At 62.0% G+C, this 18261-nt stretch carries 20 protein-coding genes; 10 read left to right on the plus strand and 10 right to left on the minus strand.

All coding sequences use genetic code 11. The features are described 5' to 3' along the window. Nucleotides 1-151: 151 nt before the first annotated feature. Nucleotides 152-499 (plus strand): nuclear transport factor 2 family protein, encoded by a 348-nt coding sequence (locus A6U87_RS03685; protein ID WP_065689846.1) that lies wholly within the window; start codon nucleotides 152-154, stop codon nucleotides 497-499. Between the two features lie 20 nt (nucleotides 500-519). On the opposite strand, the gene A6U87_RS03690 is transcribed toward A6U87_RS03685, so the two are convergent. From A6U87_RS03690 to A6U87_RS03705, 4 genes are all read right to left on the minus strand, one after another. Then, complete coding sequence (locus tag A6U87_RS03690) at nucleotides 520-1023, minus strand: hypothetical protein (protein ID WP_065689847.1); 504 nt, start codon at nucleotides 1021-1023, stop codon at nucleotides 520-522. Between the two features lie 75 nt (nucleotides 1024-1098). Further along, nucleotides 1099-1674, minus strand: coding sequence for a TetR/AcrR family transcriptional regulator (locus A6U87_RS03695; protein WP_065689848.1), 576 nt, complete (start codon nucleotides 1672-1674; stop codon nucleotides 1099-1101). 173 nt (nucleotides 1675-1847) lie between these two features. Continuing rightward, on the minus strand, nucleotides 1848-3368 hold the full coding sequence (locus tag A6U87_RS03700) for a hypothetical protein (protein WP_065689849.1): 1521 nt from the start codon (nucleotides 3366-3368) through the stop codon (nucleotides 1848-1850). 214 nt (nucleotides 3369-3582) lie between these two features. Beyond that, nucleotides 3583-3912, minus strand: coding sequence for a hypothetical protein (locus A6U87_RS03705; protein ID WP_065690257.1), 330 nt, complete (start codon nucleotides 3910-3912; stop codon nucleotides 3583-3585). A 198-nt stretch (nucleotides 3913-4110) separates the two neighbouring features. Between A6U87_RS03705 and A6U87_RS03710 the strand changes: the two genes are divergently transcribed. After that, nucleotides 4111-4713, plus strand: coding sequence for a superoxide dismutase (locus tag A6U87_RS03710; RefSeq protein WP_065689850.1), 603 nt, complete (start codon nucleotides 4111-4113; stop codon nucleotides 4711-4713). A 106-nt stretch (nucleotides 4714-4819) separates the two neighbouring features. Further along, nucleotides 4820-5674: a metallophosphoesterase gene (locus A6U87_RS03715; protein ID WP_065689851.1), complete on the plus strand. Its 855-nt coding sequence runs from the start codon at nucleotides 4820-4822 to the stop codon at nucleotides 5672-5674. A gap of 45 nt (nucleotides 5675-5719) precedes the next feature. On the opposite strand, the gene A6U87_RS03720 is transcribed toward A6U87_RS03715, so the two are convergent. Further along, the gene (locus A6U87_RS03720) at nucleotides 5720-6418 is read right to left on the minus strand and encodes a YafY family protein (RefSeq protein WP_065689852.1); all 699 of its coding nucleotides are present in this window, start codon (nucleotides 6416-6418) and stop codon (nucleotides 5720-5722) included. Between the two features lie 129 nt (nucleotides 6419-6547). Here A6U87_RS03720 and A6U87_RS03725 point away from each other — a divergent pair, with 129 nt between their 5' ends. The 4 genes from A6U87_RS03725 to A6U87_RS03740 all read left to right on the plus strand — a co-directional run bounded on the left by A6U87_RS03725 (nucleotide 6548) and on the right by A6U87_RS03740 (nucleotide 9890). Further along, nucleotides 6548-7186 (plus strand): LysE family translocator, encoded by a 639-nt coding sequence (locus A6U87_RS03725; protein WP_065689853.1) that lies wholly within the window; start codon nucleotides 6548-6550, stop codon nucleotides 7184-7186. Nucleotides 7187-7335: 149 nt separating this feature from the next. After that, nucleotides 7336-7788: a cytochrome c gene (locus A6U87_RS03730; RefSeq protein ID WP_065689854.1), complete on the plus strand. Its 453-nt coding sequence runs from the start codon at nucleotides 7336-7338 to the stop codon at nucleotides 7786-7788. A 96-nt stretch (nucleotides 7789-7884) separates the two neighbouring features. Next, nucleotides 7885-8799: a cytochrome c gene (locus A6U87_RS03735; RefSeq protein WP_065689855.1), complete on the plus strand. Its 915-nt coding sequence runs from the start codon at nucleotides 7885-7887 to the stop codon at nucleotides 8797-8799. Between the two features lie 125 nt (nucleotides 8800-8924). Next, nucleotides 8925-9890 (plus strand): hypothetical protein, encoded by a 966-nt coding sequence (locus A6U87_RS03740; RefSeq protein WP_065690258.1) that lies wholly within the window; start codon nucleotides 8925-8927, stop codon nucleotides 9888-9890. A 14-nt stretch (nucleotides 9891-9904) separates the two neighbouring features. Here the strand turns inward: A6U87_RS03740 and A6U87_RS03745 are convergent, their stop codons facing one another. Together A6U87_RS03745 and A6U87_RS03750 are read right to left on the minus strand one after the other, a co-directional pair. Further along, the gene (locus A6U87_RS03745; RefSeq protein WP_065689856.1) at nucleotides 9905-10483 is read right to left on the minus strand and encodes a type 1 glutamine amidotransferase family protein; all 579 of its coding nucleotides are present in this window, start codon (nucleotides 10481-10483) and stop codon (nucleotides 9905-9907) included. Nucleotides 10484-10523: 40 nt separating this feature from the next. After that, nucleotides 10524-11018: a GNAT family N-acetyltransferase gene (locus A6U87_RS03750; protein ID WP_065689857.1), complete on the minus strand. Its 495-nt coding sequence runs from the start codon at nucleotides 11016-11018 to the stop codon at nucleotides 10524-10526. 255 nt (nucleotides 11019-11273) lie between these two features. Here A6U87_RS03750 and dmeR point away from each other — a divergent pair, with 255 nt between their 5' ends. The 3 genes from dmeR to bla all read left to right on the plus strand — a co-directional run bounded on the left by dmeR (nucleotide 11274) and on the right by bla (nucleotide 13519). After that, complete coding sequence (gene dmeR, locus A6U87_RS03755) at nucleotides 11274-11546, plus strand: Ni(II)/Co(II)-sensing transcriptional repressor DmeR (protein WP_065689858.1); 273 nt, start codon at nucleotides 11274-11276, stop codon at nucleotides 11544-11546. Nucleotides 11547-11569: 23 nt separating this feature from the next. Then, nucleotides 11570-12553, plus strand: coding sequence for a CDF family Co(II)/Ni(II) efflux transporter DmeF (dmeF, locus tag A6U87_RS03760; protein WP_065689859.1), 984 nt, complete (start codon nucleotides 11570-11572; stop codon nucleotides 12551-12553). A gap of 78 nt (nucleotides 12554-12631) precedes the next feature. Beyond that, nucleotides 12632-13519 (plus strand): class A beta-lactamase, encoded by an 888-nt coding sequence (bla, locus tag A6U87_RS03765; protein WP_065689860.1) that lies wholly within the window; start codon nucleotides 12632-12634, stop codon nucleotides 13517-13519. A gap of 96 nt (nucleotides 13520-13615) precedes the next feature. Here bla and A6U87_RS03770 read toward each other — a convergent pair whose 3' ends face one another. The 3 genes from A6U87_RS03770 to A6U87_RS03780 all read right to left on the minus strand — a co-directional run bounded on the left by A6U87_RS03770 (nucleotide 13616) and on the right by A6U87_RS03780 (nucleotide 18147). Beyond that, on the minus strand, nucleotides 13616-14065 hold the full coding sequence (locus tag A6U87_RS03770) for a hypothetical protein (protein WP_065689861.1): 450 nt from the start codon (nucleotides 14063-14065) through the stop codon (nucleotides 13616-13618). A gap of 119 nt (nucleotides 14066-14184) precedes the next feature. Beyond that, a complete protein-coding gene (locus A6U87_RS03775) occupies nucleotides 14185-16521 on the minus strand; it encodes a glucose/quinate/shikimate family membrane-bound PQQ-dependent dehydrogenase (protein WP_065689862.1) in 2337 nt (778 codons plus the stop codon). Nucleotides 16522-16644: 123 nt separating this feature from the next. After that, a complete protein-coding gene (locus A6U87_RS03780) occupies nucleotides 16645-18147 on the minus strand; it encodes a YdiU family protein (protein ID WP_065690259.1) in 1503 nt (500 codons plus the stop codon). Nucleotides 18148-18261 lie beyond the last annotated feature (114 nt).

Below are 18261 nucleotides of genomic sequence, written 5' to 3' on the forward strand. Positions count from 1 at the left end.
TGACGGCGATTCTAGCGATCGCCGGCAATTTTCCAAGCCGTCAGGCACCAAGCAGCACTATTCTGCCGGCGTAATCCACGCCCGCTTGCCTAACCCGGCAGGCCTTTAGCCCGCGCGACCACATTTAGTGAACAGGAGGAGGAGGAGCAAGATGACGCAAGAAAACGACACGGCGCGCGTCAGAACGGTCCGCGCGCTCTACGCGGCCTATATCGAAGGCCACAAGGATATCGTCGCGGCGATGCTGACGGAGGATTTCACCTTCTCCAGCCCGCGTGACGACCACATCGACCGCGACACCTATTTCGAAAGGTGCTGGCCCAAGCCATCGCCATTTGCGCGCCTGGAGATCGAATATCTCGGCCTTGCCGACGACGAGGCCGTGGTTCGCTATCGCGCGATCAAGCGCGACGGCGGAGCGTTCCGCAACATGGAAACGTTCCGCTTCAAGGGGGATAAGGTCGCGGCCGTCGATGTCTACTTCGGCCGCGATGTCTAAAATGTCAGGTGCCCAAGGCCTCAAGCGACCACGCGTTTCGCCTGGCGGCGCGAGACGATGAAGGCCTGCGCAAGGCTACCTGCCGCGAAGAGCGCGACCCATGCAAGCAGCGCCGCCTTCACGGGCGGCGAATCCGGGCCGTTGCCGATCGGATTTGAGGGCGGCAGCCGCGACAGGGTCTCGTTTATTCCGGGAACCCAGAGCAGGAAGTAGGTGAAGGACAAGCCCAGGTTCCTGAGATAGGGGATCAGGCGGCCGAGAAAGCTGAGCTTCGGCAGAAGAAGACAGATGGCGGAAACGAGAAGCACGATGATGGCAAGCGCATGCCCGGCGTTGAAGCCGCCGGTGGACGACAGGCCGAAGGCGCTGATCGCGGAAAGCGCCAGCGAAGCGAGATAGATCTTGCCGACCGTCGTCTCCGGCCGGATCGCCCTATACTTCGCGAAGCTGTAGAGCCCGGCAACGGCGGGGATAATGCTGATGGCGGTGTGGATTTCTCCGAGAAGCGAAAGTGGATTGGCCATGTCGAATGCTCCTGATTGGACCGACTAGTCGGTCGGTAATTGGGTCGAAAAATGCGATATGCTGTGATCCATAATCTAGCCGTTAAGCCGCTGCAGCGCCGCCTGGGTGATGCTGGAAAACAGCTCCGCATCGCCGCCGGCGACGCGGGCGGCGAGCATGGCGCCATGCACGCTGGCGACCAGCACCCGCGCGCTCGTCTCGGCACTGTCGGGGCTCTTCAGTGCGCCGCTTCGCAACCCCTCGTCGATGAACATGGTAAGGCGGTCGATCAGTTCGTCGAAATGCGCCTTCACCTGTTCCGCGACCTCCGGCGGAAGGCTCGGCAATTCGGCCGCCAACAATGCGGCGATACAGAAGGGCGCGTTGTTGTCTCGGATGCATTGCTCCCAGAAGCCGACATAGGCGGCGAGCCGCATGCCGGGCTCCGTGACCTGCGCCGCCATCGCCCCCATCCCGTCCGCCGTCGCCTGCCGGTAGCGGGCGACCACGGCAACGGCCAGATCGGCCTTTCCGGGAAAGTGATGATGGATCGTCGCCTTACCGACGCCAACCTCGGCGGCGATATCAGCATAGCTGAAGGCGTTGTAGCCGCGGGTTACGATCAGCGATTGGGCGCTGTCGAGGATGCGAGTGTACGTATCGCTTGTCATGAGGGGCTGTCTACCGACTAGTTGGTCGGGAGTCAACGAGGCAGCGTATTGGCTCGCGGAGATGTGATGTCGGGCGGGACCGGTCGCGCCCAACATCGTCGCGGGAATTAGGTGAGTGTCACGGCGGGACCCGCACCGTGTCGGTCATGGTCCGGCCGAAAGGCCGGACGGCATTACTCTGCCGGCGGCATCCGGGCCGGCTCGCCCGAGGTCATGTCCTGCGCCTGCCGCAGCGATCTTTCCGATATGTCGATCATCGGCGTAAAGCTTGCCGCCGGCATTCTAAGGCCGCTGGCCGTGTCGTCGCCATCGTCTGAAGTCACGGGCGAGGGGATGCCGGCCCGCTCAGTGCGTGCCACTTCCAGCTGGCCGGTCAGGATTGCCCGCTCGGCGCGCAGCTGGCGGATCTCGGACTTGGCGATCTCCAGGCTGGTGCGCAGCTGCCCGATCTCGTAGCGATCCGAGTCCATGCGCGTGTCCATGTCGCGGCGGAGCGCATCGGCATCGCGATCGCGTCTGACCCGTAGGCTGTCGGTCTCGCGCAGCTTCAACGTCAGGTCGTTGTTGTGGGCAGCCAGTTCGCGGCGTGCGGATTCGCTTTCCGCGCCGGTCGTCCGTGCCCGCTGCAGCTCTTCCGACAGGCGCTCCGACCGCGACGTCATGGTCGCCAGATCGGATTTGACGCGCTTGAGTTCAGTGCGTGCGGCCTGCAGTTCTTCGTCGGTCATTCTGTTGCGACCGTTGGCGGTCACGAGCAGCTTCTCGACGAGTTCGGCCTTGGAGCCGACCGCCTCATGCTTGGTCGTCAGATGCGCGATTTCGAGCGCCGAGGACGCCTGCAGCGTTTCGAACTCGACTTCGAGGCGCTTGTGGCGCTCTTCGAACAGAGACAGGTCCTGCTTGGCGCTTGCGACGGACATCTGCAGGTTACGCACCAGCGCTTCCTGTTCGATGAGGCTGCTCTTCAGATGGCTGCGTTCCTCGTTGAGGCGCGCCATTTCACGCGCCTGGACACCGTTTTCCTTGCGCGAGGTTTCGATCAGCAGCTGATGGGCCGTGGTTTCGCTGTCCAGCTTCTCCCGCGTGATCCCGAGTTCCCGGATCCGCTGCTCGAGCTCCTGCTGCGCACGCTTCAGAAGGGTGGAGGCTTCGTCGAACTGGATCGCGCCGTCGCTGAGTTCGCGCTCCGCATCGAGCAAGCGCGTCTCAAGAATGGTGAATTCCTCGGACGTGATCTGATGCACGCCCTGCAGCTTGGTGAGCTCGTCGCGCAGCGCATCGATTTCCGTGCGAAGCTGCGTGTTGTCGGTGCGAAAATCCTTGTTTTCATTAGTCAGGCGCGAGTTGTCCTGATCGGCCTTCTGCCGGGCGCGGCTCTCATAATCCAGGAGCGAGCTGATGCGCGCGCATTCGGCGCGCAGGGCACCGGTCTCGGTGAGGGAGCGGTTGTGCGTTCCCAGCAGCGTCGACACGCGGTCCTGAAGCGATACCAGGCTCGACAGCAGATCTTCCGAAGTCCGCTGGTTCTCTTCGAGCGCCGAGCCGAATGCGGCGAAATCCTCGACATCCGGGATCGAGTAGCGCAACGGTTCGGCCGTGTCCGAACGCTGATCTGTTATGGATGCCGGTCTGTAACCTGTTGTCGGCAGCGACTTGCCGCCCTCTTCTCCGCGACGAAAAAAGCTCATGACCATGACTTGTGCCCCAAAAGTACCCTGTCAAAACGCCGGCGAAATATGGATTTTAGCTAATTAAGCGAAGCTTCTCGAAAATTGCTGTGATTCCGTACACGCATGCTGCGGGTTGCATCTAGGAATGGCTATGTGTCGCTGTCAAAAGACGGACGATGACAATCAACAGGTTTAACTGATGAACCTGTGACGTTTGCGCAACAGGGCGCGTTATACGTCATTCCTCGGGCAGAAGTCGCATCCGACCGGTCTCGATCTCGCTGCCGAGTTCGACCGATTTCGTCTGCTTGTCGTAGACGCAGAAGTAGCTGACGAAGCCGTTTGCGCCTTTCGGCTTGCCGGTGACGATCGCCATTCCGTAGTGCTCGCTGCCGAAGGGATCGACGACGGCGCGCGGAAATTCGACCGAGGTTCGTGCTGCCGTTTCGCACCGGCTTTGCACCTCGGTCGCGAATTCCTGCCACGCGTCCCCCGATGATGCGCAGGCACCGCCGGCGGACATCGTCAGGGCCACCAGGACGCAACAACCAAATCCGTTTCTTTGCATAATGAACCCCTTCATTCGGTATTTCGCCCGGACTCGCATCATGAGCGATTTGCGCCTTTGAAGCCAAGTCCTTAGCGAAGGCAAATTTTCCTCCGGCCACCTCTTTTTTGATAATTCGCAGGTTGCCTCCACCTGCTTGCGCTCCTATGTTCCGCCTCACCTGCCGATCACGCAAACTATTGCCAAGAGGAGACTACAATGGCTTTTGAATTGCCTGAACTTCCCTACGACTACGAAGCGCTGCAGCCTTTCATGTCGAAGGAGACCCTGGAGTTCCACCACGACAAGCACCACAAGGCTTATGTCGACAACGGCAACAAGCTCGCGGCCGAAGCCGGTCTCGCGGACCTCTCCCTGGAAGAAGTCGTGAAGAAGTCCTTCGGCACCAATGCCGGCCTCTTCAACAACGCTGCCCAGCACTACAACCACGTCCACTTCTGGAAGTGGATGAAGAAGGGCGGCGGCGGCAACAAGCTGCCTGGCAAGCTGGAAGCAGCGGTCAACTCCGACCTCGGCGGCTACGACAAGTTCAAGGCTGACTTCGTTGCAGCCGGCACCACCCAGTTCGGCTCCGGCTGGGCATGGGTTTCCGTCAAGAACGGCAAGCTCGAAATCACCAAGACCCCGAACGGCGAAAACCCGCTCGTTCACGGCGCGACTCCGATCCTCGGCGTCGACGTATGGGAACACTCCTACTACATCGACTATCGCAACGCTCGTCCGAAGTACCTCGAAGCCTTCGTCGACAGCCTGATCAACTGGGACTACGTCCTGGAACGCTACGAAGCCGCCACCAAGTAAGCGGTTTTCGCGAGACGGAATGGAACGCCCGGTGCCGCAAGCGCCGGGCGTTTCCGTTTTCTCCGACCGTCACAAGCCTGTCATTGCAGGCGCCTAAAGCACCGCCATGACACAATCTTTCGCCACTCCCATCCTCCGCTTCGGCATCATCGCAGACCCGCAATATGCAGCCATCGAGCCGCATGTCGGAATGGATCGCTACTACGCCAACAGCCTCGCCAAGCTTGGCGACGCCATCGAGGTCTTCAACGGCGAGGACCTGAGCTTCGTCATGACGCTCGGCGATATCATCGATCGCGACTTCGCCAGCTTCGACGATATCCTCCCGGTTTACGAGGAACTGAAGCACGAAAACCTCTTCCTGCTTGGCAATCACGATTTCTCCGTGGCGCCCGAACATCTCGCGCATGTGTCGGCAAGGGTCGGGCTATCGGCGCCCCATTACAGCTTCGTCCGCCATGGTTGGCGCTTCATCGTGCTGAACGGCAACGAGGTGAGCACCTTCGCGCCGCCGGAAGGCCATCCCCATCGCGAGATCGCCGCAGCCAAGCTCGCCGAACTGCGGGCCGCGGGCGCGATAAACGCCAATCCGTGGAATGCCATGGCAAGCGATGAGCAGTTTGCCTGGCTGGCCGCCGAGATCGAGGCCGCACGCGCCGCCAACGAACGCGTCATCGTCATGAACCACTACCCGGTTTATCCGCCCAACGAGCATGACTGCTGGGACCGCGAGCGCATCATTGAGCTGCTCTCGACCCAGGATCACGTCGCCGCCTATTTCAATGGCCACAACCACGTCGGCAACTACGGCGCCGTCAACGGCTGCCACTTCGTCAATTTCAAGGGCATGGTCGACACCGAAGCCGAGAACGCTTTCGCCATCGTCGAGATCTGGCCGGATCGGATCACGATCCGCGGCTTCGGCCGCGAAGATGACAGAACGCTGGCGCTGCGCGCCTAAGCGTGACTGCCATTGCCATCGTCCGCGTGGGTGGGCGATGGTGACCTAGGAGACCGCAGCAGGTCGTTCCGTCCAGCCTGATGTCCACAGCTGGCGCAGCTCGTCGCCTTCGCCCTTGAAATAGGACTGCGTCGCTGCGCAGTGCTCGACCCGGTCGCTGCGGAAATTGCGGATCGCCTGGCGCAGCTCGCACCAGGCGACGATGTTGGCTGTCTGCGAATAGTAGATCAGCGCGATCGGCCGGATCATCCGCTCGGTGGCCCGGCCGAGTTCGTCACGGTAAACCAGCGTGAGTTTCTGTTCGTCGCGAATGGCGCGGCGCACGAGCCCGAGATCCAGCCCCACCGGCGAGGGGGCGGCAGATCCCCAGGCATAGAGCGCCTTGCCCTCCATCGCCTGGCGCAAGGGCGCGGGCACCGCGCCTGCGATCTTCTGGTTGACGCGCTTGGCCGCCTGCTTCAACTCGTCGTCGCCTGTGCGCTCCAGCAGCGCCAGCGACAAGACGATGGCCTCCATTTCCTCGATGGAAAACATCAGCGGCGGCAAGTCGAAGCCGGGCCGCATGATATAACCGATGCCGCGCCCGCCCTCGATCGGCACGCGCATCGCCTGGAGTGCCACGATATCCCGATAGATCGAGCGAACGGTAACTTCGAGCGTTTCTGCCATGGCAGCTGCGGTCATGGGCTTCTTCGCGAGCCGCAGGATCTGGATGATCTCGAAAAGGCGCGAGGCCTTGCGCATTCTTCGTCTCCGCAATCAAACGCTACTGACAATACGCTGTCAGTACGGCCTGCGTATAGTTCCCATTATCGAATTGAAATTCAACAACCTATTCAGAGTTCACCTTCAATTTCATCATGGGCAACTGACATGACATATAGCCAAAACCTCTGGCTCTTTTTTACCCTCCTTTTCGGGATCATCATCGTGCCGGGCATGGACATGCTATTCGTGCTCGCCAATTCGCTGACGGGCGGCAGGCGTAGCGGCATGGCGGCGACGGCCGGGATCATGGCCGGTGGCGCGGTCCATTCGCTCTATGGCGTGGTCGGCGTGGGCATCCTCGCCAGCCTGTTGCCGTCGCTCTTCAATCCCTTGCTCGTGGTCGGCGCAGCCTACATGGCCTGGATCGGCTATACCCTTGTTCGCAGTTCCATCGTCGTCGACACGGTCGGGGCCGACGGGACGCGCTCCGGCTGGCGGGCGTTCCAGCAGGGGGCGGTCACATGCCTGGTAAACCCGAAAGCCTATCTGTTCGTGCTGGCGATCTATCCGCAGTTCCTGAAGCCCGCCTATGGGCCGATCTGGGTGCAAGGCGTCGTTATGGGGCTGATGACCATGGCAACGCAGGCGGCGATCTATGGCACGGTGGCCTTTACCGCGGCGGGAAGTCGGCGGGCGCTGATCTCCAATCCGCGGGCGACGATCTTCGTCGGACGCATCGCCGGTGGGCTGTTGATTGCCGTGGCAATGCTCACCGCATGGCACGGCTGGCGTGCATCGGCCTGAGGGGATGTCGTGCAAACCGATTAGATTCCTGAAATGATTGCATTATCACCCATTTGTTACTTCTTGGCCGAGATAATTTTGACATCATGCCCGCGTTAAAACGAAGCGCCGGGCTTCGAAGATCTCGGTTATCGAAGAGGAGTGAAGATATGAGACTGAAAGCAATCGCCGCAGCAGTTCTCGTTGCCGGCATGGGGGTAGGCACCGTCCTGGCGGCCGGTGAGGGAACGCATGACGCTCGCGTCGCGATGATGAAGAAGGTCGGTGGCGCCACTGGCGCCCTGGCGGCGATCGCCAAGGGCGAAAAGCCGTACGACGCCGACGCCATCAAGACCGCGCTGGCGACGATTTCGGAGACTGCCAAGGCATTTCCCGACCAGTTCAAGGCAGGCACGGAAACCAGCGACAAGGACAGCGAGGCAAGCCCGAAGATCTGGGAAAACATGGACGACTTCAAGGCCCGCTCCGTCAAGCTCGGCAGTGACGCGGACATGTTGCTCGCCCAGCTTCCGGCTGATGCGGCCGGCGTCGGTGCCGGCCTGAAGACACTCGGCGCGAGCTGCGGCGGCTGTCATCAGCTCTATCGCGTGAAGAAGGAATAATACCTTCGATCCATCGGCCGCGATCCGCCCCGGTCTTGCAGGCCCGGCGGATCGCTTTATGTTTGAGCGCCAGGATCGTGAATGGGAGAGCGGTGCGTGGTTCGAAGATTTATCCGATTTCTTCTTTGCATCGTCGGTGTCGTGGTGCTTAGTGGCGCCGCGTTCTACATGATCACCGCGCCCAATCCGCTTCCCGAGAGCCATTGGGCCAACCTCGGCGCGCCGGATGTGAAAAACGGCGAGCTTGTCTTCTGGGCCGGCGGCTGTGTCAGCTGTCATGCAGCGCCGGGCGCGCAGGCCGATGCCAGGCTGACACTTTCCGGCGGACTGGCGCTGAAGAGCCCATTCGGCACCTTCCATGTCCCCAATATTTCGCCGGATGAAAAGGCCGGTATCGGCCAGTGGACGCTCGCTCAGTTCGGCAACGCCATGAGGCGCGGCGTCGGCCCCGATGGTCAGCACCTCTATCCGTCGTTTCCCTATGGTTCCTATGCCCGCATGAGCGACAAGGACGTCAATGACCTCTTCGGCTATCTCAAGACGTTGCCGAAGAGCAGCAACGTCGCGCCGCCGCATGAACTGCCGTTCCCGTTCAATGTTCGGCTGGCGCTCGGCGGCTGGAAGTTCCTCTACTTCAACGAACAGCCCCGCGTCGTTCTTGCCAATGCCGATGACAGGCAGAAGCGCGGACAGCATCTGGTCGAAGGCCTCGGCCATTGCGGCGAGTGCCATACGCCCCGCAATAGACTCGGCGGCTTCCAGCCCGACATGTGGCTAGCGGGCGCTCCCAATCCCGAAGGCCCGGGCCAAATACCCAACATAACGCCGGGTTCGAAAGCCGTCGGCGGTTGGAGCGAGGCCGATATCGCCAATTATCTCGCAACCGGGTTCACGCCTGATTTCGACTCGGCCGGCGGCTCGATGACCGAGGTGCAGCAGAACATTGCCCATCTTCCAAAGGAAGATCTTGAGGCGATTGCCGCCTATCTCAAGGCTGTTCCGTCACATTAGGGGTTTCTAACCTAAAAATCGCCGCATTGCAGCATACGATCGCCGGGCCAACTGAATGCCCCGCGGCAGCCTTGTGGCTTGCCGCCGAACGACGAACGATCAACGTCTTCCGAAAGGCCAGCTGCATGCACAGCCCATCAGTGACTTCAGTGAACGACCTGGAATCCGTCGCCCGCAAGGGCGGCAAGCTGCGTCGCATGGCGGTGCGAATACCGACCTACATGGCCGATATCCGCGAGAACCCGGCCTGGTTGCCGATGTTTCTGCTGGCCCGCACCATTGCCGGGCGGCGTGCTCACTGGCTGACGGCGCGGCCGAGCAACGGCGCGATCGAGGGGCTTCCCTCGATATTCGCAGGTGTGGATCTCGACGCCGCCATCGATGGACTGAAGCGCGAGGGGCTGTTCCCGGCAATCACGCTGCCGAAGACCGTCACCGAAGAAATTGCCGAGTTTGCCAACGACACACCCTGTTTCGGAAATTTCGACCGCAACATCGAGTTCCGGGCCGTCGAACATCGCGCCGCCGAGGAACAGCACGGACGGGCGATCCTGAGCGGCCACCATTTCGAGCGCGCTCTCGATTGCCCGGCGGTACGTGCGGTCCAGCGCGATCCGCTGCTGTCCGAGATCGCCCGCAGATACCTTGGCGCACAGGCGCGCCTGATCACCACGCGGACCTGGTGGAGTTTCCCGACCAGGGCGACTGAGGCCGACTGCAGCCTGGCATCGCTCGACAAGTATCATTTCGATCTCGACGATTGGCGGATGCTGAAGTTCTTCTTCTATCTGGTCGATGTCGACACAGGGACCGGGCCGCACGTCTATGTCAGGGGCAGCCACAACAAGCGACGCCTCAAGCACCAGCTCACCTTGCTTGTCGGCCACCCCGCCAAGGAAATCCTCGACTTCTATGGTAAGGACAGCCCGGTTACGCTGACCGGCGAAGCGGGCTTCGGCTTCGTCGAAGATCCCTTCGGATTTCACATGGGCACGGTCGCAACGCATAAGCCGCGTCTGATGATGGAGGTCGGCTTCGGCGTATCCAAGCCGTCGCGCCGGCGTATCCACGGAGAGCCGGTCCTGCGCTGAGCTGGGCCGAAGGATTAAATGGCCTTCGGCTGGTGCTCCGCGCCGAACATCAGCACATACTGGTCGAGTTCGTCGCCGCCATGGCCGAGAGCCCGGTAGACTTCGGCGGCGAAGGTGACGGGGGCCGAACCTGCGGCGGTGATGACCTTGCCGTCGCGGATTGCGTAGGGGCTGTCCTTGTAGCGCGCCTTGCCGGAATAGCCGGGCACGTCCGCGATGAAATCGGCGGCATTGCTCGTATGCGCCGCCCGGTTCAGCGCGCCGGCCCGCGCCAGCGCCAGGGTCGCCCCGCAGATTGCAGCAACGACCTTATCGCGGCTGATGAAGTCGTCGATCACGCCGTTCAGATCAGGTGCCTTTTCGGTTTCCCACACGGTGCCTCCGCAAAGGATCAGGGCGTCGAACGCGTTGGCATGCAGGTGCTCCGTTGCGATGTCGGCCGCCACGCGCATCCCGCCCATCGAGCGCACCTCGGCTCCGTCTGGCGTTGCCGTCACAACGTCGAAGCCGAAATGGGTGCGCGCCGAGGCCGTCAGAGGGGCCACCTCCCAATCGGCAAAGCCCTCGGTGAGGACGATTGCAAGCCGCTTCATGGTTCCTCTCCTTCGTGGGGAGCGGAGGCGCAGCCGCCTCCTATGCCAGGGCCTGCATATAGCGCATGCCGGTGACCGGGCGAGGGACGAAGTCCATGTTCTCGTAGAAGCGGTGCGCCTGGACATTGCCTGTCGCGGCGCTGACCGAAAGGTAGCCGCAGCCGGCGCTGCGGGCTGTGTCGCGGGCGCGGTTGACGAGATGCTGGCCGACGCCGTGGCCACGATGACCGTCGCGGACGAAGAGGTGGTGCAGGTCCATGCCGCGCGCACCGTCCTGGGCCCTGTAGAGCGGCACGAGTATGGCGTAGCCGATCAGGCCTTCGGGCGTCTCGGCGACAAGGGCGGTGATCCAGGGCAGGGTACCGAAGAGGTCACGCTCGAGCTGTTCAGGCGTGGAGGCCGCTGCATCGCCGTGATGCTTGGCCAGAAGCGCGATCATGTCGCTGAGTTCGGGCAGGTCGCGCGGCTTGGCGGTACGGATGTTGATCACCGGCGGGCGGATCAACGAGATTTCGCTGTCTTCGATTTCAATCATGGTCCTGCGTCCTTTAGTGGTGTTCTGCCGTCAGGACGCTGCCGATACAACAAAGCCGCCTGACGGCGGCTTGTTGACAATATGATCTTGTCCGGCCGCCCTTTACAGGTACAGCCAAAAATACGAGCTGGTGATGTGCGCGTTCTTGATCATGAGCTGATACATCGGCGGAAAAGAGTCTTTTGTCAAGCGGCTGGCGGTCACTCCATCCTTGTGTTATTCAGATAGGGTACCCCCCTATATTATGAGCGAACGATGTCCCACACCACGCACCAGAAAAAGAAGCTGATCGCACGGATCAGTCGGATGAAGGGCCAGATGGAGGCCGTCGAGCGCGCGCTGGAAGCGGAGCGTCCCTGCGGCGAGATCCTGCAGTTGCTGGCGTCCATCCGTGGCGCGTTGAACGGCCTGACGGGGGAGGTGCTGGACGATCATCTGCACGAGCACGTGCTGCACGCGGCAGACGAGCAGGCCCGCAGCGAGGCGGTACAGGAGATTTCGGAAGTGCTGCGGACGTACATCCGCTGATTATTGTTTGAAAGGGTTGCGTGATGAATGCGCAAGTAGAGAAGCTGGAACACGAGCATGTTTTCCTGGGCGCCGACCACGATCGCAATGCGCATCGGGTCTGGCTGGTCATCGCCCTGACGGTGACCATGATGGTGGTGGAGATCGCTGCGGGCACCTATTACGGCTCGATGGCGCTGGTCGCCGATGGCTGGCATATGTCGACACATGCCAGCGCGCTGCTGATCACCGCGATCGCCTATGTCTACGCCCGCAAGCAGGCGCATAATCCACGCTTCACCTTCGGCACCGGCAAGCTCGGCGATCTGGCAGGCTTCGCCAGCGCGATCATCCTCGCCCTGATTGCCCTGCTGATGGCATGGGAAAGCATGGTACGCCTGACGCATCCCGTTCCGATCAGCTTCTCCCAGGCCATCGGTGTTGCCGTTGTCGGCCTGCTCGTCAACCTGGCGAGCGCCTGGCTGCTGAGAGGCGATCACCACCATCACGGCCACGCCCACGGACATTCCCATGGGCACCATCATGGCCACGATCACGCTGGCGACCATGCCCATCATCACAGCGCGCCCGCCCACCACGGCGCGGATAACAATATGCGCGCGGCCTATGTTCATGTGATTGCCGATGCCCTGACATCGGTGTTGGCGATCGTGGCCCTGCTGCTCGGCAGCTGGTATGGCTGGCTGTGGCTCGACCCCATGATGGGTATCGTCGGCGGCCTGATCATCGCACAATGGGCGTGGGGCCTGATGAAAACGTCCGGCGCCGTGCTTCTGGACGTCGTGCCCGAACGCGAGGACCTGCCGGAGGAAATCCGCGCGGTCATCGAGACCGGCGGCGAGCGCATCACCGATCTGCACGTCTGGCAGGTAGGTCCCGGCCATCATGCCGCCATCGTGGCACTGGTGACCCGCGAGCCGCGTGCGCCCTCCTTCTACAAGGACAAGCTGGAGCGGCTCACCGGGCTTTCGCATGTCACGGTCGAGGTTACGCAGGCGGCGGCTTGATCGACGCAAGCGGGCCACAATCTCTCTCTAGCTCTGTCATCCATTGATTCTGGCATTGATTCTGGGCAGAGGGTTTTCATGCATCGCTTTTCGATCCGCCGTCGCACGCTTCTTGGTTCGGCATTGCTGATGCCGACCCTGTTCAGCCCGATCGTGGCGCGGGCGGCCGAGAGCGATGACGAGATCGATCGGCGGATCGGAGCCCTGGAAAAGGCGATCGGTGGCCGCATCGGCGTTTCGGCGATCGATACACAGACGAACATCTCCTTCGGTTATCGCGAGACGGAGAGCTTCCCGATGTGCAGCACCTTCAAGGTGCTCGCCGCGGGCTTCGTCCTTGCCCGTGTCGACAAGGGCGAGGAAAACCTCGAGCGCCGCGTGGTCTACGACAAGGACAAGCTCGTGACCCACTCGCCGGAGACCGAAAAGCATGTCGGCGGCGAGGGGATGAGCGTCGGCGAGCTTTGCCAAGCGGCGATTACCCAGAGTGACAACACGGCCGGAAATCTGCTGCTCGAAAGTTTCGGCGGTCCCAAGGAGCTGACAAACTGGCTGCGCACGGTCGGTGATGGCTCCACCCGCCTCGACCGTTGGGAGACTGATCTCAACGAGGCGAAGAAGGGTGACCAGCGTGACACCACGACGCCGGATGCGATGCTGGACACGCTGGGCAACCTGACGCTCGGCTCGGTCCTCTCGGAACCCTCGCAGAACAAGCTGGTCGAATGGATGGTGGCAAACACGACCGGCGGCACGCGCCTTCGCACCGGGCTGCCTGACACCTGGAAGATCGGGGACAAGACCGGAACCGGTAACAACGGCACCGCCGCCGATATCGCCGTCGCCTGGCCTCCGGGGCATGGCCCGATCCTGATGACCGTCTACGTCGCAGACGCGACGGCGGAGATTTCCGAGATCAACGCGATCTTCGGCGAAGTCGGCCGGATCGCCGCCGAGATGATCTGAGCGGGCGTCTCCCAAAAAAAAGAGCTTTCGGCTCAAACGGATGCGACGCAAATGTGAATCTCCGTCGCATCCTGATGAATCAGTTTGTGAAGTGTATCAGGCTGTGATGACGCCGGTGTCCTGAGTATCGCTCTTGTTGTCATCGACGCCGGTCAGCTGCTTCTTGATCTCTTCGGCGATCTGCTTTTCGACCGCCGCGCGCTCTTCCGGCGGCATCGATGCCAGCTCGTCTTCCGAAATGCCGAGACGCTCCAGCATCTGTTGGCGAATGCGCTCTGCCGGCGTCATGTTTGCAAGCTCCGTGAACTCGCTGATGACAGCATCATGCCGGGCCTTGGCTTCGTCGTCACTGGCGTTGATCGTCGCGCTGCCGCCGCTTTGCAGAGCCCACATGGTGCTGGAGATAGACGGCGGCGTCGTGCTCGGCTGCAGAGCCGAACCGCTTTGGCGCACGCTGGTCTCGATGCTGAGAGATTGCTGCTTGTTGCGCTGGCTGAGCAGGCTCGTCAGCCCGTAGGCGCTGGAAATGCTATTATCGATCTTCATGAAAAATTCCCCGGAACAACATGTCGGGAGAATTGCGCAGGGAGCCTGTCTGAAACTTGTGGGCGAAAAGATAGCGGCCGCCAGATGGCGGCCACTATCGTGCTTTGGCGTGTTGCCGCTCAGGGCAGCGTGTAGGCAATCACGTAGTCGCCCGGCTTGGTCCCGATCGAGCCATGGCCGCCTGCGACCATGACAACATACTGCTTGTTGTCGCTGGTCGTGTAGGTCATCGGTGTTGCCTGGCCGCCGGCCGGCAGGCGGGCCTGCCAGAGCTGCTTGCCGTTGGTCACGTCGTAGGCGCGCAGGTAGTTGTCGACGGCGGCACCCAGGAAGGCGACGCCGCCCTTGGTGAGCATCGGGCCACCAATGCCGGGAACGCCCACCTTGAAGGGCAGCGGCAACGGCGTCATGTCATGGACGGTGCCGTTCTTGAGCTTGTAGGCGATCTTGCCGGTCCTGAGGTCGACGCCGGTGACATAACCCCATGGCGGCGCCTGGCACGGAATGTTCAGCGGTCCGAGGAACGGTCCCATGAAGACCCCGTAAGGCGCGCCGTCGTTGCGGTTCAGGCCCTGTTCGCTGCCTTTCTCATCCTGCCCCTTCGGTGGGATGTCGGCGGCCGGGACCAGCCGCGAGGTGAAGGCAAGATAGGTCGGCATGCCAAACATGATCTGGCGCTCGGGGTCGACGGCCACGCTACCCCAGTTGAAGGTGCCGAAGTTGCCGGGATAGATGATCGAGCCGACGAGCGACGGCGGTGTATAGCGCCCTTCGTACTTGTACCGATGGAACTGGATGCGGCAGGCGAGCTGATCGAACAGCGACACGCCCCACATGTCCTTTTCCTGTAGCGGTGGCGGCGAGAAGGTGAGGTCGGAAATCGGCTGTGTAGGCGACGTATGGTCCTCCGGGATCGCGCCACCCGGGGCAGGGATTTCCTTGAACGGAATGATCGGCTCGCCGGTCCGCCTATCAAGCACGTAGATGTCGCCCTGCTTGGTCGGGGCGACAAGCGCCGGGACCACCGTGCCATCGGCCTTCTTCATGTCGAAGAGGACCGGCTGGGCGGGCACGTCCATGTCCCAGAGGTCGTGATGCACGAACTGCTGGACCCACTTCATCTGTCCGGTATTGAGGTCAAGCGCCACGACCGACGACGAGAACTTCTCGACATTGGCGCTGCGGTTCATGCCGAGCTGGTCCGGCACCTGGTTGCCGAGCGGGATGTAGACCATGCCCAGCCCGTCATCGACGCTGAGGACCGACCAGCTGTTGGGTGAGTTCGTCGTATATGTCTGTCCTTCGGGGAGCGGCGCCGTCACATCAGGATTGCCCGAGTCCCAGTTCCAGATCAGCGCGCCGGAATTGATATCGAAGGCACGGATGACGCCGGATTGCTCATGCGTGGAGTAGTTGTCGTTGACCGCTCCGCCGATGATCAGCTTGCCGGCAACCGCGACCGGCGGCGATGTCGAATAGTAGTAGCCGGCCGGATTGTACTTCATGCCTTTTTCGAGATGCAGCACGCCCTGGTCCGCGAAGCTCGTGCAGACTTTGCCGTCCATGGCATCGAGCGCGATCAGGCGGGCGTCCGACGTCGGAAGGTAGACGCGGTCGACGCAAGGCTGGCCGCCGGCCGTTGCCGTATCGTGGTAATATGTGACGCCACGGCAGGTTTGGTGCTGCCGATCCGGGTTCATGCCGGAGTTGGCATCGTACTTCCATTTCTCCTTGCCGGTCTTGGCGTCGAGCGCGATGGCCCAGTTGTGCGGCGTGCACAGGTATAGCGTGTCGCCGATCTTCAGCGGGGTGACCTGATAGGTCGTTTCGCCGACATCGTCAGGCCGCTTCACGTCGCCGGTCTGGTAGCGCCATGCTTCCTTCAGATCCTTGACGTTGCTGACATTCACCTGATCGAGCGGCGAATAGCGCTGACCGAACGGCGTGCGTCCATATTGGTGCCATTCGCCATCGGGCACGGTGCCGCCGAAGGCCTGGGTGCCTGCGACATCGGTCGGCAGCGATCCGGTCTGGTCGTGTGGATTGGTGGTCATCGAGTAGCCGGCCACCACGATGGCGGCGAGAACCGGTATGGCCAGCGGCCACGCATTCGCTCCGTAGGAGGTTCCAGTCGGGCTGACAAAGCCGAGCGACCTGCGGATGACGCGCGTCAGCAGCCACAGCCCGAACAGGATGATCAGGCCGCCACGCGGGCCGAGTTGCCACCAGTCGAAGCCGACTTCCCAGATCGCCCAGACCAGCGAGACGACGACGAGCACCGCATAGACCCAAAGGGCCGCAGGCTTGCGCATCAGGAGCAGGATGGCCGTCAGCAGGAACATGACGCCCGCGAAGAGGTAGAAGACGCTCCCGCCGAGTATCACGAGCCAGAGCCCGCCGCCGCCGAGAGCAAGTCCGATGAGAATGAGGAGTGTCGAAGTAATGACGATTGCCATTATGAATTTCTCCCGCTGAATGTTCGGGTAGGACCGCGCGGGAAAAATGTCCGCTAATCAGCGAGATAGAGCGAGCGCAGTGGCTTTCAACTGCGACCGAAGGGCCAGGGAGCTTCAGGTGTTCTAGGTGCCGCAGAAGGTTTCCAGCACGCGTTCTTCCGGCTTCGGCGGTTCCATATAGGCGGCAAATGCCGGCTGGTCCTCGTATGGTCTGGCAAGCACCGTGAGCAGCGCTTCGAACAGCGAGAAATCGGCGTCCTCGACCGCGGCTGCGATCGCCTGCTCGATGCGGTGGTTGCGCGGAATGAAGGCGGGGTTCACGCGCAACATCGCCGCACTTCGCTGCGCGGCAGGCTCCATCTCGCGCTTCAAGCGCTGTCGCCAACGCTCGAGCCATGCCCGCGCAGCATCGGGATCTCTGAACCTGGCGAGGAAGGCCGGCTCGGCGCTGTCATCGGCCGCTAGATGCGACAGACGGCGGAAGGCAAGCGTGAAATCGGCCTGCTGGGTCTGCATGAGGGCCAGGAACGACTGCACGAGATCCAGATCGCCGTCCTCGACGGACGCGAGGCCGATTTTTTCGCGCATCCCGCCAAGCCAATGGGCCTGGAAGCGCTCTCCGTAATTGCCGATCACGACATTGGCGGCCTCGACCGCCTTTTCGGCGTCGGCATCGATCAGCGGCAGAAGCGTCTCGCCAAGCCTTGCCAGGTTCCATTGCCCGATGCCAGGCTGGTTGGCATAGGCATAGCGGCCCTGCTGGTCGATCGAGGAAAAGACGGTTGCGGGATCGTAGACATCCATGAAGGCGCAGGGGCCGAAATCGATTGTCTCGCCTGACACGGTCATATTGTCGGTATTCATGACGCCATGGATGAAGCCGACATGCAGCCACTTCGCAATCAGCGCGGCCTGCCGCTCGCACACCGCCTCGAACAAGGCAACATATGGATTGGCCGCGTCGCGCAGTTCCGGATAGTGCCGTTCGATGACATAGTCGGCGAGCGCCCTGACGCCATCGACGTCCCCGCGCGCGGTGAAGAACTGGAAGGTGCCGACCCTGACATGGCTGGCGGCGACACGGGTGAAAACGGCACCGGGCAGGATGCTTTGGCGATAGACAGGCTGTCCGGTCGAAACCGCGGCAAGCGCCCGCGTCGCGGGCACGCCCAGCGCATACATGGCTTCACTGACAACATACTCGCGAAGCACGGGCCCGAGCGCCGCGCGCCCATCGCCCCGGCGCGAAAACGGCGTCTGTCCCGCGCCCTTCAACTGGATGTCGCGGCGCTGGCCGTTTCGGTCAACGACTTCGCCAAGCAGGATCGCTCGTCCGTCGCCGAGTTGCGGCACGAAGCCCCCGAACTGATGGCCGGCATAGGCCATGGCCAGCGGATCGGCGCCCTCCGGCAGAATGTTGCCCGAAAAGATCTCCGCGCCATCGCGCTTGAGGAGGGCGACATCGAGGCCAAGCTCCTCTGCGAGAGGTTCATTGAGCTTGATAAGCCACGGCTCGGCGGCCTGCGATGGCGTCTGGCGCGCGAAGAAATGCTGCGGCAACCGCGCGTAGCTGTTGTCAAAGGGAAAAGCTGCGCTGTCGCGCATGTCTTCGAGGGTCTGGCTCATGATCCATAGGTAGTGCCCGACGCCGATTGCTGCAAGCCGGATGGTCTTCGCCACGTCGCCAAACATGCGGGAACATTCGTTTCCAGGCGGTGATGCGACCCATACCATCAGCTC

The organism is Rhizobium sp. AC44/96, from assembly GCF_001692185.1.
Lineage (GTDB): Bacteria > Pseudomonadota > Alphaproteobacteria > Rhizobiales > Rhizobiaceae > Rhizobium.